Source organism: Streptomyces sp. NBC_01077 (genome assembly GCF_045162855.1).
Lineage (GTDB): Bacteria > Actinomycetota > Actinomycetes > Streptomycetales > Streptomycetaceae > Streptomyces.
Genome location: NZ_CP108669.1, coordinates 526,164 through 540,518, shown reverse-complemented (window position 1 = coordinate 540,518; position 14,355 = coordinate 526,164). Strand labels below are relative to the sequence as shown.

Genomic DNA, 14,355 nt, shown 5'->3' with positions numbered 1-14,355 from the left:
TTCACGAGGGCCGCGTCTCCATGTGACAGGGACGCACTTCACGCGTCCGTCAGCTTCAACGACGGCATGGGCTGTGACGTCACGCGTGCAGGGCCCGCCGTTTCGCCGGCGGGCCGCGGTCGTGGCGGCCCGCTGCTGCTTGTGGTGTCAGTGCAGGAGGGTGGGCGGGAGCCAGGGGTATGCGGACTGGAGAGGTGGAGGGTTCTTTGCCGGTCGGGGTTCCGGCTGGGCAGGTGGAGGTTCGTGCGGGCGGTGTGGATTTGGTGGGTGAGCTGGCTCGGCGCGCGCAGCCCCGTCCTGTCGCAGAAGGTGAGGCCGGTGAGGTCCAGGCAGGGGGCCCGGGGGCGCCCGGCCAGTGCCGTGGCGGCGGCCCCGGTTGACCAGCGGGGCGGTGGCGAGGCCGAGCTCTCCGGTCAGGCAGAGTAGGACGGTGTCCCCGTACCACATGGTGTGGGTCTGGAGCAGTTCGTCCGCTCGTATGTCCGCCTCCGGTTGCGGGTGGGCCGGGCCGGCTGTTGTGTCTTTTCCGGTATCGGGGCAGGGAGTGGGTCAGGCCGCTGAGAGGTCGGCCCAGTGGTTGATGAGCCCGTCGATGCCGGGGTCGGAGCCGGTTCCGGTGTGGTGGGCGAGGGCGGTGATGATGGTGTCGCCGCGGCCGTGTTCGTCGTCGGGGCGGGTGGCGGCCCAGCTGGTGGCGGCTGCGGCGGCTTGGGGGCCGCCGTCGCTGACGTGGACCTGCACATGGCCGGAACCGTCCGCCGTTGCGTGCAGGTGGAGGACGACGGGGGGCAGGGCGTGGGTGACGGCGTTGGTGACCAGTTCGGAGATGACCAGCAGGGTGTCGTAGATCTGGTCCTGGGTGAGTCCCCAGGAGGCCAGGACCGGGCGGGCGGCGTGTCGGGCGGTGGAGGGTGCGAGCGGCCCGTGTTCCAGCGGCATGCCGAACACACGCTCACCGGCCGGGACGGCCTGCGGCGCGGTGCGCTGCTGCCGGCTGCGGGAGATCGTGGTGGTCGTCATCGGGATCACAGCCTGTCCGGAACGGGGAGCCGGGATGCTTTTTCTGGTACTTCCAGCACACTCCCCTGGAGCACGGAAACCCTGAGCAGTCAATACCCAAAGTTGGAGAAATCGGGCAATTGGGTAGTGTTCTGGTCGAGATCGCGATCTTCGTGGCCGGGTAGTTCGTCGGAGGTTTCGGCTGGTCGAGCCGGCCCGGAAGCGCCGGATGGCGAGGTGCTCTCACACGGCGATGGTGTGGTGCGTGCTGGGGTCGGTTGGCGGTGTGGTGAGGAGTTGGCGGGCGCGCCCTGTGCTGAGGCCGAGGCGGCGGAGGCATTCGGGGCGGCTGAGGCCGTAGCGGGTGAGGAAGGCGAGTTCGTGCTGCAGGAGGAAAGGGTCCCAGAGCTGGGGGAGTCCGGGTATACGGGTGCCGTTGGGGGTGGCGTCGGGGTCGTCGATGCTGTGTTCGTCCCAGGCCAGAGGGGGTCCCAGGCTTTTACCGCGGCGCGTCGCCGGGCTTGGGAGGAGGGTCCTGGCTGGTGGGAGAGGTGGGCCCAGGCGGTGAGGATGGCACCTCGGACCGCGGGCGTGCTGGTGCGGGTCTTCGTGAAGTCGGTGAGTGACTTTGCGGTGGTGTCGGCGGCCCCGGCGATGGCGGGGAGGGTCCAGCCTGCGGCGCACAAGCCGCGCAGGCGCCGCAGGAGCCCGGTCTCCGTGACATGGGTACGGCGCAGGAAGGCGGGCGGGGGCAGTTCGCGCAGGGCGAGGATCCGTCGAGCGACGTCCGTGTGGATCCCGCGCCGTGCGCCACGTTCGTGGTCGATCAAGGCGGAGGCGAGGGTGCTGGCGTTGACTTGGGCAGCCTTGGCGATGAAGGCCGTGCTGGCTCGGTCGTAGCGCAGCTGCAGAGACCGGACGTGGTTGACGACGTGCTGGGCGTCGACGGTGTCGCTGCGGCGCGTGGCGTGTCTGGGAAGGGGGGTGCGGTTGCCGAGGGCGAGCAGCCGGTCCGCGGCGGCGGCCTGGATTCTGCGGGGCCGGCCGGCGTCCACGTCGTGGAGCGCGGCCGCGAGTGTCGTCAGGGACATGCAGGCCGCGCGGGCCAGGGCGGCTTGTGACAGGTGGGGGTGGGCGGCCAGGAGTTCGCGTACGTGGCTGAGAGCGGGGGTGGCGTCGGTGGAACGTCCGCCGTAGCCACGGTCGCGGTGGGGCAGGTCGTCAGGCACGATGGCCAGCAGGCGGGCCGCTGTCGCGCGGCTGACCGTGCGTGCTGTGTCCGGGCGGCGCTGGGCGTCGGACAGGAGCGATTTGAGGGTGGAAGGGGCAACATCGGCTCGCCTGGCGATGGCCGTTACCGGCAGGTCCGGACGCTGGTCGATCAGACCCTGGACGTGATCCGTCACTGGGCGGGCGTCAACCCGGTCGGTGCGCATGCGATCGTGACCTGAGTCTTGAGGATTCATGGCTGGCAGAAGGGATTGTATGAGACCGGGTCGGTCCCGTGCCCGGGTGGGACTACCGCCCCCGGGCCTTCTCCCGAACGCTGTGGCCCGTCAGTTCGTTCGGCGTACGGCCTGCTGGTTCCGGCGGGTACGCGCGTTCATGCTGGAGCGGGCCGGTGAAGCGGACTCGGATCACAGGGACCCCTTCGCCCGGCGGCTTCTGCGTAACCTGGATGCCATCGACGAAGAGTGATGAGGCGGCTCAGCGGGGCGGCCCGTCTGGCCCACGCGTCCATGCGGGGCTCTTCACTCGCTACCGCGGTGGACGGTTGTGGGAGTCGGTAACTCCGGATGCGGGCACAAGTAGCTGCCGGAGAGCCGTTGGTGTATGGCCCACGAGCTGGCGCACAGTCCGGCACAGGTGCGCCTGGTCGGCAAAACCAAGATCGGCAGCGAGGGCGGCGAGGCTGTTCTCGCCCTGCTCCAGCCGGTCGAGGGCCTGGCCGACGCGGACCCGGTTGCGATACCGGGTGACGGACACTCCGAGCTCGCGGGAGAACGCGCGGCTCAAGCGGTAGGGGGAGACACCGAGCAGTTCGGCGAGCGGAAGCAGTGCCACCGAGGCCGGATGTCCATCGCTGATCACCTGGCGGGCGGACGTGACAAGGGCACGCTCGTCCTTGAGCGGGCGCCGTGTGGCACCGGCCGGTGTCGGGCCGGAAACAACCTGCCCGACCGTCGCGGCGAGCAGTCCCAGTAATGACTCCGAAAGTGCGTAGTCCGCGTCGCGGCCCTGAACAGCCGCGAGGACACGCCGGTGAGCGAGATCAAGCCGGGCATCAATGTAGAGCGCGTCGGCTCGCAGGCTGGGGCTTTCGCCGGCCAGATCCCGCCACCAATCGGGCGTCAGGCTGATCGACGTGCACTCGTCACCTCCTGCCGGGTGAGCGAAATGCTCCTCTTCGTCCGGCAGCCCGACGTAGCCCACCGTGGCATCCACATCGGTGGGAGTGCCGGCCACCCGGCGGCGGAACCGTCCCCGCCTCACCAGCACCACCCGATGGGTGTCGCACACCTCAGGTCCCGACCAGCGGACATGGTCGTCGCGACACGTCACCGCGCTGATGCTGTATTCGGGCCGACTGGCCAGACTGGAAACCGAGAGCACCCATGAAGGCTACGTGCGTGCTTCGGCAGCGCGGCATCCTGTGATGCGCACAACAAGAGGCGCAGACTCGACAGCCGCGCGCGCAAGGATGTTCAAGACGGGAACTATCGCTCCCGTCAAGCTGATCACCAGTGTGCACAGCCAGCAGCCCTATCAGGCCTGCGTGCTCGCTCCTTCTGGCCATCAGCACAACGGAGTCACCATGTCCACTTCCGCCACGTTCACTGCGGTTGTCATCGACTGCACCGACCCTGCCGCGCTCGCCGCCTTCTACCAGAAGGCGACCGGCTGGGAGCTCACCTACAGCGACGACGACTTCGCGTACCTGGGCAACGGCGGTCCTATCCAGCTCGGCTTCCAGCGCATCGACGGATATCAGGCACCGGCCTGGCCCGACGCAGGCAAGCACTCCCACCTCGACCGCTCCGTCGCCGATCTGGAGCACTCCACCACTGAGCTGGTCGGCCTTGGTGCTTCCAGGCCCGAGTTCCAGCCCGGCGAGGGCAAGTGGGTCGTACTCCTGGATCCCGAGGGACACCCGTTCTGCCTGGCCAGCGCAGGCTGAACCAGCGCGAAGATCGATTACGAATCAGACCTCAGGACGGGCATGGACATCAACGATCGGCGGGAGCATCCCGCATTCTCCGAGCTTGCCGAGAATCACTTCTCCTTCATGGCCGCACATCGTGGATCGATTCACCGGAGCTACGATGCGATCGAGCTGGTCGGGAAGGCAGACTTTCTGTCGTGCTGGATTCCTCTCGACGCGAGTGCCGGTATTCCGGAAACGGCCAGCAACGTGCGCCTGTACCCGTGGAGTGGAGAGTCCTGGCATGAGCGCCTCTTGGATTCTGGGTTTGCTCCCTCGGAAAAGCTCCACTACATGGAAGCGCAGGTCGCCCCAACTCCGCCACGGCTGCCAGACGGCGTCACCATCTCGGTGGTCCGCTCAGATGACGATGCCCTGGCCTTCGCCGGCGCCCAGGCGAACGGTTTCCTCCCTACCGGCCTCCCGTCGGCAGCGTGGTGGCGCACAACCTTTCGCGAGGTTGCCCTGCACAGTCATCGCGACCCCGAGCAGAATCTTTACCTGCTGCGGTACCGGGACGAACCCGCAGCAGTGACCCTCACTCTGCGAAGCCATGGAACATGCGGAATCTATGCGGTGACCACCATTCCGTCCCATCGCGGCAGGGGTCTCGCCAGTCTCTTGCTTGGGCAGATCCACCGCGACGCCGAAAAGTGCGGCGACATCAAGCTGGGGCTGCAAGTCGAGCCCGGATCCGACGCCGAGCGCTTGTATCTGAAATCCGGATTTGCATCGGCATTTATTTCCGATACATATAGGCGATAGCTCACTTGAAACGGTACCAATGGAGCTCGGGGAGGGTGTTCGCATGGACACCGCTTCCTCCCCCGGGTGTGCTCTGCAGCGTCATCCCCGGCCCGGCCTCCAACACAAAGTCCTCCCGAGCCTGGCCCTGGACGGGTCTTGGCCCTGGCGCCGTCGGAGGTCGCACGACGGCTGCGGGTGAGCGTGAAGTCGGCCTATCAGTGGTACCAGTTGTGGCGGGACGGTGGTGTCCAGGCTCAGGATGCGCGACCTCGTCGCCGAGCGGGAATGGCTGACGGTATTCCTGCTGCCCGCCTACTCACCCGATCTCAACCCCGTCGAGTGGGTATGGGCCCACGTCAAACGCAGCCTCGCCAACCTCGCCGTCATGGCCCTTGAGCAGCTCGAAACACTCGTCCGCAACCGCCCCAAACGTCTGCAATACCGGCCCCATGCACTCGACGGCTTCATAGCGGGGACCGGCCTGATCCTCCTCGAGCAACTCTCACCCTGACGAGCTCAAGTCAGTAACGACACGGGGTGTAGGAACCACCCCGATCGAGGGGTCATTTCGTGTCAGACCCCTTGGATCCCATGAATCTCAACTCCCTTGCAGTCACGGACTCCACGCTACGAGGGGAGGGCCACTTGCTGCCTCCCCCTGCGCCGGGCGGAGCTGGGTGTCAGGCACTGAACCCGACATGCTCGATGTGCAACGTGCGGTGCACATCGTCGATGCGATACAGGATCCGCCAGCGTCTCACGCGCAGTCGCCGGTGACTCGTCCCCCAGGGAATGCTCCCTGCCGGCTTGGGATCCTCGGCGAGCAGGTCGCTCGCCTCGAAGACCTCTGGGAGCATGTCCGGGTGTTCCTCCAGGAAGCGGACGGTGGCATTGACCGCGGCCGGCTCCCACGTGACCGTCCAGGTCATCAGACGGCGCCGCGGGCAGCGGCCCGCTTGAACAGGGTGCGGGCGTCCGCATCAGCAACGGGTTCAGCCGTGGCGCCGAGGGCCCGGTCGCGCTCCAGGCGGGCCAGAGCGAGGGCGTCCTCCATGTCCTCCAGCTCGGCCGGGGAGACTAGGACAGCTGTCGGCTGGCCGCGGTCGGTAAGGATGATGCGTTCATGCTGGGCTGCGCGCCGGGCAAGTTCACCAAGCTGGCCGCGAGCCTCCGTGATCGGATATGAGACTGTCATGCATCTACTGTACAGCTAGTGTGCACTGCTGGTGCTCTGTACGCCCGAGTCGGGGGAGCCGCCATGGACACCGGCGTCCTACCCACAATGCCGAGCACGCCGGGCGCCTCGGCGTAGGCTCCCGCGGGGTCCCGGCAGATGATTTCCATGCCAGGGTGGCGGAGCAGCCACGCGGCCAGCGGCCCGGCCCCGGTGCCCCGGTTGACCAGTCCGCACGGAGTCGGCGGAGGCGGGCGATCAGGACGACGTGGTGGTGGCGGAGAAGAGAGACGCCGGCTCGTCCGGCCATGAGGCGTTTCTAGCAGCTTGACGTCGGTGATACGCCCTTCGTGGATCCCTGAGTTGTAAGAGTCGTGATTCCCTGGGCAACGGCATGTCGGTCTTCGTCCAGGGCTCCTGCAAGGCTGGCGAGTGGCGCCAGTCCGCTGTTTGCGAGGTCGCTCAGCCAGCCCGGCAAGGGTTCGCCAGTAAGACGGGACGGGTGGCCGTCCCGGCGTGCCGGACAAGGTCGTCGGTGGGCGGCCGTTCCGGTAGTGCGGATGCGTCCGCAAGGGTGCGGGCGGGTCACAGCTTGATGGTGCGGATGCCGGTCTTGGCGTAGAGCTGTGGTTCGGTGGTGAGGACCGGCCGGCCGGTGGGCCAGTCCGCGGTGGGCTGGGCGAGATGGACGGCGTGAGCGGTGCGCCAGTCGATGCCGGTGCGGACGAGTGCCACCAGTCCGACAGGCGGGTGGCGAAGTCCTCGAGGTCCAGGAGCACCTCGTTCTGGCCGCCGCCCCCAGCGTCGGCCTGGGCGGGGGTTGACGTACATAGCCGGGCAGCGCGGCCAGGGTCGACTTCCCGCGATGGATGCCCGGGGGTGACCGTCACACCCATGATTGTGCTCGACGCGCACTCCGCGAACCGGGTGATCCATGGCCGGCGGGCAGCGTCCTCGGCATCGGCCAGAGCCTGGACGTGATCGGCTTCCTGGTTCCGTCACCCCCCGAGGCCGGGCCATTACTGCCTGAGTGCGTACATGTCCCGTCGGTGGGTGCTTTCAGCAAAGTAGGTAACTACTACCCGCGCGCTGGAAGCGGGGCGGGCGTTTGGTGGTAGGAAGCGTTATTCCCACTACGGGAGGAGGTCGGCAGATATGTCCCCGTCATGGCGTGCGGAAGATCTGGCTTGGCCCCTGCCTCCTATCTGCGGAGTTCTCGGTCCTGCTCTTGTCTGGCATCTCCCTGATCCGGCAGCTGCCGGATCCGCCCCGGCTGCCCAGATGACCCTTCGCCGCCGACTGGAACTGTGGACGATCCCCGAGCCGGTCATCCGCACAGCGGAACAGGTGATCGCAGAGCTCCTCGCCAGTGCTGCCCGGTATCGCAGCGGACCGCTCTTCCTGGAGCTCGCCTACGCCTCCCCCTGCATTGCCATAGCGGTGCGCCAGCGTACGGAGACCGGCTGGGCAAGCCCTGCCGCCTCCTGTATCAGCGACCGCGACCTGCACATTGCAGCCATCCTTGCTGACACCCTCCACGTGCAGCGCCTTCCCGACGACACCGGCTACGCCTTCATCACCCTGCTCCAGCAAGCTCCCACTCCCCGACGGAGACACACCATGAGCTCTCTGACCGCTCAGGACCGCTGCGACCGCTGCGGAGCCCAGGCCTACATCCGCGCCCACTTCAGCCACAACCGCGAACTCCTCTTCTGCGCCCATCACGGCCGGCGCTACCGGGCGGCGCTAGAGCCCCGGATTTCCGAATTCCACGACGAGACCCACCTCCTCACCACCGCCGCCCAGCCCTGAAAACCAGCACACGGCTTTGCACTGATGCTGTGATCCGCGAGGCTTGAACTGCGGCATTGTCAGGTTGAGTCACAGCGCCGCGAGGAGCCTGCAGTGCTGGTCGCTCAGGTTCACGCGGCGGACAGGGCTTCGGCGTAGTCGCTGGGCATCCGGTTCATGACGGTCTGCCAGGGAGAGCGGAACAGGCACGGCTACCAAGAACATGGAGTTCTCGACGCCCTGTGCCCTGCCTGGAAGGCCGTGCCTGCCGAAGCATCATCGCTGATCCCGCCTGCCCTTGACCAACTCCGAGAGCATCCGGAGGCCGCGCCGGAAGAAGTGCCCGGGCTGCTGGGCCCGCCTCGCCCAGGTGCCTGATCCGCGTGATCCCCGCGGAGTGCGCCACGCTCTCGTCGGTGTTCTTGCCCTGGCCGCCTGCGTGGTGCTGGTGGGGCAACGTCACTGCTGGCGGTCGGCGAATGGATCGCCGACGCTCCGGCCTGCGTGCTGGAACACGTCGGTGTGCGGCTCGACCCACTGTTCCCCAAACGGTCCCTGCCTGCGGAAACGACGGTCCGCTGGCCCGGATCGACGGCGATGTATTGGACCTGGCGGTCGACGGCAAGAGCCTTCGCGGAGCGGCCAGGGCCAGCGGCCGCAGGATCCGCCTGCTCGCGGCCCCTGGACCACACCACCGGCCTGGTCCTGGCCCAGCTGGACGTGCAGGAAATGACGAACGAAATCACCTGCTTCCAGCCGCTGCTGGATACCGTTGCAGACCTGGCCGGGGTGGTCGTCACCAGCGACGCCGTGCACACCCAGCGCGAGCACGCCGACTGCTCTTCTCGGCCGCGAAGCCCACTGCATCGTGATCGTCAAGGGTAACCAGAGGAAGCTCCGCAAGCAGCTCAGATCCCTTCTGCGGACAGAGATCCCGCTGCAGGGCCGCGTGAGGGACATCGGCCACGGGCGCCCGGAGATATGACGGATCAAGGTGGGCACAGTCAACGGCCTGCTCTTCCCCGGTGCCCGGCAAGCCGTCCAGATCAAGGCCACCGCTCCGGCCGCAAGACCGGCAACACCACCAGCAAGACCGTCTACGCCGTCACCAGCCTCACCGCCGGGCAAGGCCAGCCCCGCCCAGCTGGCGACCCTGATCCGTGATCACTGGCATCGAAGCCTGCATCACGTCAGGGACACCACGTTCGCCGAAGACGCCTCACAGCTGCGAACCGGCAACGCGCCCCGCGCGATGGCCACCTGACGCAACCTTGCCATCGGTGCCCTGCGGCAGGCCGACGCGACCAGCATCGCCGCTGTTCTCCGGCATAACGCCCGCAATGCGGACCGCCCGCTCGTCCCTGCTCGGGCTCAAACGATCACGAAACAGACGCCCGCCGACTACGCCGAAGTCTTGGGGGTCCGCTGACTGTGTGGAGCTGGCCGCCGCAGTACCGTGCTTCCCGAGGATGCGCGATGATACGACCGTGAGCGTCCATCTCCTCGATCCTGGTGTCACCCAGGGGGAACTCCTCCGTGCAGTGGGGGAGACCCCTCCCGGCCGCCTCGTCTATCACGGTCCGTTCCATGTTCGCCAGATGTCGACAGCGGGGTACGGCCTCGAGGCCGTACTGCGCTTCGAGCACCGTCACACCGCAGCACTCACGGAGATCCTCTCCGGCATGGACGACGAACGAGTCAAACTGCTGTTCAGGCTCAACCTGGAACCCAAGTCCTTCATCCGGGTCTACACCGACGCGGTATATCACCCTTACCAGGACTATGTCCGATGCATCGTCGCATTGGCTCCGTATCTCGCCGACGTCGACTTCTTGCTGTGCCTCGCGCATGAAGACGGTGCCGGTGAGGGGACCTACCTCGTCGACCATTACCGCATCGCCAAGGGGGAGCTGCGGTGGCTGCGCAGCCAGACACCGGACGAAGACCTGGACGCGTACCTCCTGGCGGCCCATGACGGCATCGGTCCTCGGTGACAACGTCCGGCGAAGCTCGGGGGCAGCATCAGGGGCAGAGTGAGCGTTTTCAGCGTGGCCACTGATCGGGTGACGCCGGTGAGGTTGAGGTGGGGGGCCGCAACGGACAAGGCCCCCGTGCCGTTGGGGGAGGTGTTCGAAGTCTCAACCCACCGGCACAGGAGCCTCGTTGGTTCCCTATCCTGCCGCACTCGACCTCCCGCATGCCCTGGTCGAGTGGGTCACGATGCTCGTCGTCACCCGTGAGGGTGACCGGCGGTGCAAGCTCCCGCCGCACCAGCGTGCGCTCGTCGCTCTGGTGTACCTGCGCCGCCACGACACCCTCGCCCGGATCGCGTCCGGGTTCGGGATATCCGTCGGCACCGCCCACGCGTATGTCACCGCCGTGACCGGCCTGCTTGCCGAACGGGCCCCGGGCCTGCTCGAGACGCTGCGCGAGCATGATCCGGAGTTCGTCCTCCTGGACGGGACCCTCGCCGAGTGCGACCGCGTCGGCGACAGCCGGGCCGATTACTCGGCCAAGCACCGCCGGCACGGCGTGAACGTCCAGGTCGTCACCGACCCCGCCGGCGAGGTGCTGTGGATCTCGCCCGCACTGCCGGGCCGCACCCACGACCTGACCGCGGCCCGCACCCACCGCATCATCCGGATCTGCGAACGCCAGGGCGTCCCGGTCCTCGCCGACCGCGCCTACCAGGGCGCCGCCCCTGGGTCACCACCGGACTCAAACGCCCACCGGGCGGCGAACTCACCCTCACCCAGCGCACCGTCAACCGGGCCCTGGCCGCGGCAAGGGCACCGGTCGAACGCGGCATGGCACGACTGAAGTCATGGCAGATCTTCCGCAGATCCCGCATCAGCCCCAACCGCATGACCGTCATCGCCAAAGCTGTCCTCACCCTGGAGAGGCAACGTTGAAAACGCTCAGTGAACGAAACTGCAATGATTCAGGCATCCCTTCGTAAAACGAACGTCGCTCTGCTATGCCGAACCCCTAACGCGGCGGAGGTCTCCGCTATAGCGAGTTCGGGGAAGGCCCCTTCCCAGACCTCCCGCCGGTGCCCGCTGACCAAGGTGAGCAGGACAGGCCACTGGGCCAGGAGGCGGTCGCGGTTGAGGAGGCTGATCAGATCCTCGTGCCGGCCGTCGGCCAGGACAGTGCGGCACATGCCCATCCACAGACGCGGACGGTCCACGTTGTAGGCGCGCAGGCCGGACCAGGCAACGTGTGGGGGCGGGTGACCGTGCCATGGTCGGGACCGGTGAGCTCCGCCAGGGGGAGGGCAGCCGGCTTGCGTACCGGGCGTGGACTACCGCAGCCGCAGAAGAGCGTGAGCCTGAGAGATCGCGCGCCACCATGCACCCGCTTATTCCGTGCCCGACCCGCCCGGGAGACCGCAGATACGCTGCAGGACCGATTCAACGCCTGGGCGCGGCACCACACGGTCAGCCACCACTCTGCCGTCGCCCGTGCCTCTGGCCACTGCCTCCTCTCGCTTGCCCCTGACCTCTCAGAGGACACCTGACGTCCAGGCCGTCAGACTCCTCCCCATAGCCGTTCGTTGCGGGGAGGAGCGGTGGCGGGTTTCTAGCCGGCGGCGCGGGTTCTTCCAGCCCGGGTCAGGACAGGCCAGGATCACCCCATGGAGACTGCTGAGCCGGTGACCGGCGAATACACAGACACTGACGGCCCCCGCCTGCCGCTGCTCACTGCTGCGGAGGTCTTGCAGACCATCGGCTACCTGAAGAGGCTGGAATCTCTCGACACCACGCACCACGGCTACGCGGCCAGCCGGCTTGCCGCAGACCTCGCCCGGCGAGTCGCCCCGGCATAGCGGCGGCCGGCTGAATGCGGCGGAGACGATCTGCACGACGAACGTCAGGAACGGCCGCCTGTGGTGCCGGGCAAGACCATCATCGGGAATCCAGTCGTACCCGAGCGCTCGACCGCTACCACGTGGCCAGGGCTTGGCGCCTACCTGACTGACCTGTCTCCCGGGATCACCTCAATCACGGGGCCGGGGTGATCGCCCTCTTCTCCGGGAGACGTCACGGCAGTCCCTCATCCCAGAGGACTCCTCACGAGGCGTCGGGAAGACGGCACGGGAACTGTGAGGACCGGTCTGCATTCGGATTCGCGGCGCCGGGAAGCGCGGTGCCGTTCCTATGCCGGGTGTACCTCACTGAGCATTTTCAGCGTGGCCACCGATCGGGTGATGACCTTGGCGCCCGCAACGGACAGGGCTCCCGGGCCGTTGGGTGAGGTGTTCGAAGTCTCAACCTGCCGGCCCAGGAGCCCTGTTGGTTCCCTATCCTGCCGCACTCGACCTGCCTCATGCGCTGGTCGAGTGGGTCACGATGCTTATCGTCACCCGTGAGGGTGACCGCCGCTGCAAGCTCCCGCCGCACAAGCGCGCCCTCGTCGCTCTCACCTACCTGCGCAAGCACGACACTCTCGCGCAGATCGCCGCCGGGTTCGGCATATCCGTAGGCACCGCCCACGCCTACACCACCGCCGTCGTGCGGCTCCTCGCCGACCGGGCGCCGGGCCTGCTCAAGACCCTGCGCGAGCACGACCCGGACTACGTGCTCCTGGACGGCACCCTCAGCGAGTGCGACCGCCTGGGCGACGCACGCGCCGATTACTCCCACAAGCACCGGCGCCACGGCGTGAACGTGCAGATAGTCACCGATCCCCAAGGCCAGCTTCTGTGGATCTCGCCGGCCTTGCCGGGCCGCGCTCACGATCTGACCGCCGCACGCACCCACCGCATCATCCGAATCTGCGAACGCCAGGGCGTCCCGATCGTCGCCGACCGCGCCTACATCGGCGCAGGCTCCTGGGTCACCACCGCCATCCGCCGCCCGCCCAACGGCGAACTGTCACCGACCGAACGGACGCTGAACCGGGCACTCGCCCAGGCCCGCGCTCCTGTCGAACGAGGCGTCGCCCGCCTGAAGTCCTGGCGGATCTTCCGCCGGAGCCGCTGCAGCCCGAACCGCATGACGGACATCGCCGCCGCGGTCCTCACCCTGGAGAGGCAACGCTGAAAATGCTCACTGAGTCCGCGCACTCTGCACAGCTCAGTGAAGACCCGAGTGGTGGAATCGGCCCGACGCGCCCGGCGCGGTACCGTCCCACGGCTCAGTGCCTTTGCCGGGTTTACGGTTGAATAGTTCCCGTCCGTAGAAGTGATCCGAGGGTGACGGCCGTGTCGACGTCGAGTGATGAGATCGCGGGCGCCCCGTGCTGGGTCAGTCTGATGGCCCGGGACCTGGCAGCCGCGCAGCACTTCTACGCCGGCGTCCTGGGCTGGGAATTCCGTGCCAGCGGCCTCGGGGACACATTCTCGGTCGCTCTCCACGAGGGCCGGCCCATCGCGGGAATCGGCACACTCGCCGAGCACCCCGCCATGCCCGTGGCATGGACGCCGTACTTCGCCGTCGCGGACGCCGACGTCACCGCCGCACGGATCCGCGAACGCGGGGCCACCATGGCCGTAGGCCCCCTCGCCTTCGGCACCGGCCGGGCCGGACTGGCCGCCGACCCCGCCGGAGCAGTCTTCGGGTTCTGGCAGGGCACCGTCCTCCCGGACTGGTCCCTGGGCCGTGGCAGTGCCCCCGCCTGGCTGGAACTGCACACACGCGACGCTTTCGAAGCCTCGATCTTCTACGGGGAGGTTCTCGACTGGGCCGGGGAAGGATCCGGCTGCTGCGTGACATCCTACGAACACGACCACGTCGTCCTGCGCCACGGCCACGACACCGTCGCGCGCATCAGCGGCGCAGCGGTCGACGCGGCTCCGGACCCCTCGACCCGCCCGCGCTGGCACCTCCACTTCCCCGTACCGGACCTGGACGAGGCGATCGAGGCCACGAACGGGCTGGGAGGTGGAACCGTCGCCCCTGTAGTTACGACCGCAACAAGCCGATGGGTCGACCTCACCGACCCCGACGGAGCGCAATTCACCGTCGTAGCACCCCAGGACACGCTCACCTCAAGCCTCCATCGCCTCGGAACCGGAGGAGCACACGGACGAGGCCGGTAGCGGCTGCCCCGTCGTCGGTACGGGCGTATGCTTCGGCAAAACGCGTCCTGCTCACCGCCGGCATCATCCGGCGCGTGGACCCTCGACGCGGACCTGGCTGGCGCCGACTCCAGGAACCGCCCGAGACCGGCATTGTTCCCGGGCTCGCAGAAGTAACCACTCACGCACACGCGGTCGTCGGCAAGACCGGGTAGACGGTCTTCACTCCAGAGACTGCTGAACTTGTCCGCCGGGCAGGCTGGACCGATCTTGTCTTCTGCGGGATCGCCACGGAGAGCTGCGTTCTGAAGTCCGCCGCCGACGCCATCGAGTTACGCACCGCGGATGAGCGCGGACGCCTGCGCCAGCGACGTCGGCCCTCCTCGTCGCCCGCCGCCTGACCGGAAGCGGCCAGCTCGT

At 67.8% G+C, this 14,355-nt stretch carries 14 protein-coding genes and 3 pseudogenes; 11 read left to right on the top strand and 6 right to left on the bottom strand.

All coding sequences use genetic code 11. From position 1 onward, the window contains the following. Positions 1–549: 549 nt before the first annotated feature. The 3 genes from OG462_RS02420 to OG462_RS02410 form a co-directional block, all read right to left on the bottom strand. Positions 550–1,020: an ATP-binding protein gene (locus OG462_RS02420; protein WP_406053996.1), complete on the bottom strand. Its 471-nt coding sequence runs from the start codon at positions 1,018–1,020 to the stop codon at positions 550–552. Between the two features lie 89 nt (positions 1,021–1,109). Then, a complete protein-coding gene (locus OG462_RS02415) occupies positions 1,110–2,405 on the bottom strand; it encodes a hypothetical protein (protein ID WP_406053994.1) in 1,296 nt (431 codons plus the stop codon). A gap of 352 nt (positions 2,406–2,757) precedes the next feature. Further along, the gene (locus tag OG462_RS02410; protein ID WP_406053992.1) at positions 2,758–3,612 is read right to left on the bottom strand and encodes a helix-turn-helix transcriptional regulator; all 855 of its coding nucleotides are present in this window, start codon (positions 3,610–3,612) and stop codon (positions 2,758–2,760) included. 202 nt (positions 3,613–3,814) lie between these two features. On the opposite strand from OG462_RS02410, the gene OG462_RS02405 reads away from it, so the two are divergent. From OG462_RS02405 to OG462_RS02395, 3 genes and pseudogenes are all read left to right on the top strand, one after another. Further along, on the top strand, positions 3,815–4,177 hold the full coding sequence (locus OG462_RS02405; protein WP_406053991.1) for a VOC family protein: 363 nt from the start codon (positions 3,815–3,817) through the stop codon (positions 4,175–4,177). A gap of 42 nt (positions 4,178–4,219) precedes the next feature. Beyond that, the gene (locus OG462_RS02400) at positions 4,220–4,966 is read left to right on the top strand and encodes a GNAT family N-acetyltransferase (RefSeq protein WP_406053989.1); all 747 of its coding nucleotides are present in this window, start codon (positions 4,220–4,222) and stop codon (positions 4,964–4,966) included. 241 nt (positions 4,967–5,207) lie between these two features. Then, positions 5,208–5,459: pseudogene (locus OG462_RS02395) on the top strand (transposase); the annotation flags it as partial. Between the two features lie 169 nt (positions 5,460–5,628). Here OG462_RS02395 and OG462_RS02390 read toward each other — a convergent pair. From OG462_RS02390 to OG462_RS02380, 3 genes are all read right to left on the bottom strand, one after another. Further along, positions 5,629–5,877 carry a type II toxin-antitoxin system RelE/ParE family toxin gene (locus tag OG462_RS02390; protein ID WP_406053987.1) on the bottom strand — a complete coding sequence of 83 codons (249 nt, stop codon included), beginning with the start codon at positions 5,875–5,877 and terminating at the stop codon, positions 5,629–5,631. Then, positions 5,877–6,143, bottom strand: coding sequence for a type II toxin-antitoxin system Phd/YefM family antitoxin (locus OG462_RS02385; protein ID WP_406053985.1), 267 nt, complete (start codon positions 6,141–6,143; stop codon positions 5,877–5,879). Before OG462_RS02385 ends, OG462_RS02390 begins: the two co-directional genes overlap by 1 nt. 564 nt (positions 6,144–6,707) lie before the next feature. Then, a complete protein-coding gene (locus OG462_RS02380) occupies positions 6,708–6,857 on the bottom strand; it encodes a hypothetical protein (protein ID WP_406053983.1) in 150 nt (49 codons plus the stop codon). Between the two features lie 885 nt (positions 6,858–7,742). Between OG462_RS02380 and OG462_RS02375 the strand changes: the two genes are divergently transcribed. The 8 genes and pseudogenes from OG462_RS02375 to OG462_RS02340 form a co-directional block, all read left to right on the top strand. Then, on the top strand, positions 7,743–7,934 hold the full coding sequence (locus OG462_RS02375) for a hypothetical protein (RefSeq protein ID WP_406066325.1): 192 nt from the start codon (positions 7,743–7,745) through the stop codon (positions 7,932–7,934). A 483-nt stretch (positions 7,935–8,417) separates the two neighbouring features. Then, entirely contained in the window at positions 8,418–8,798 is a 381-nt protein-coding gene (locus OG462_RS02370) for a hypothetical protein (protein ID WP_406053981.1), read from the top strand. A gap of 548 nt (positions 8,799–9,346) precedes the next feature. Further along, the gene (locus OG462_RS02365; protein ID WP_406053979.1) at positions 9,347–9,907 is read left to right on the top strand and encodes a hypothetical protein; all 561 of its coding nucleotides are present in this window, start codon (positions 9,347–9,349) and stop codon (positions 9,905–9,907) included. A 169-nt stretch (positions 9,908–10,076) separates the two neighbouring features. Further along, a pseudogene (locus OG462_RS02360) lies at positions 10,077–10,825 on the top strand (transposase family protein). Positions 10,826–11,550: 725 nt separating this feature from the next. Beyond that, positions 11,551–11,742, top strand: coding sequence for a hypothetical protein (locus OG462_RS02355; protein WP_406053978.1), 192 nt, complete (start codon positions 11,551–11,553; stop codon positions 11,740–11,742). A 466-nt stretch (positions 11,743–12,208) separates the two neighbouring features. Next, complete coding sequence (locus OG462_RS02350) at positions 12,209–12,958, top strand: transposase family protein (RefSeq protein ID WP_406053872.1); 750 nt, start codon at positions 12,209–12,211, stop codon at positions 12,956–12,958. Positions 12,959–13,170: 212 nt separating this feature from the next. Continuing rightward, positions 13,171–13,956: a VOC family protein gene (locus tag OG462_RS02345; protein WP_406066323.1), complete on the top strand. Its 786-nt coding sequence runs from the start codon at positions 13,171–13,173 to the stop codon at positions 13,954–13,956. 212 nt (positions 13,957–14,168) lie between these two features. Further along, positions 14,169–14,336 (top strand): annotated as a pseudogene (locus OG462_RS02340) (isochorismatase family protein); the annotation flags it as partial. Between the last annotated feature and the right edge of the window lie 19 nt (positions 14,337–14,355).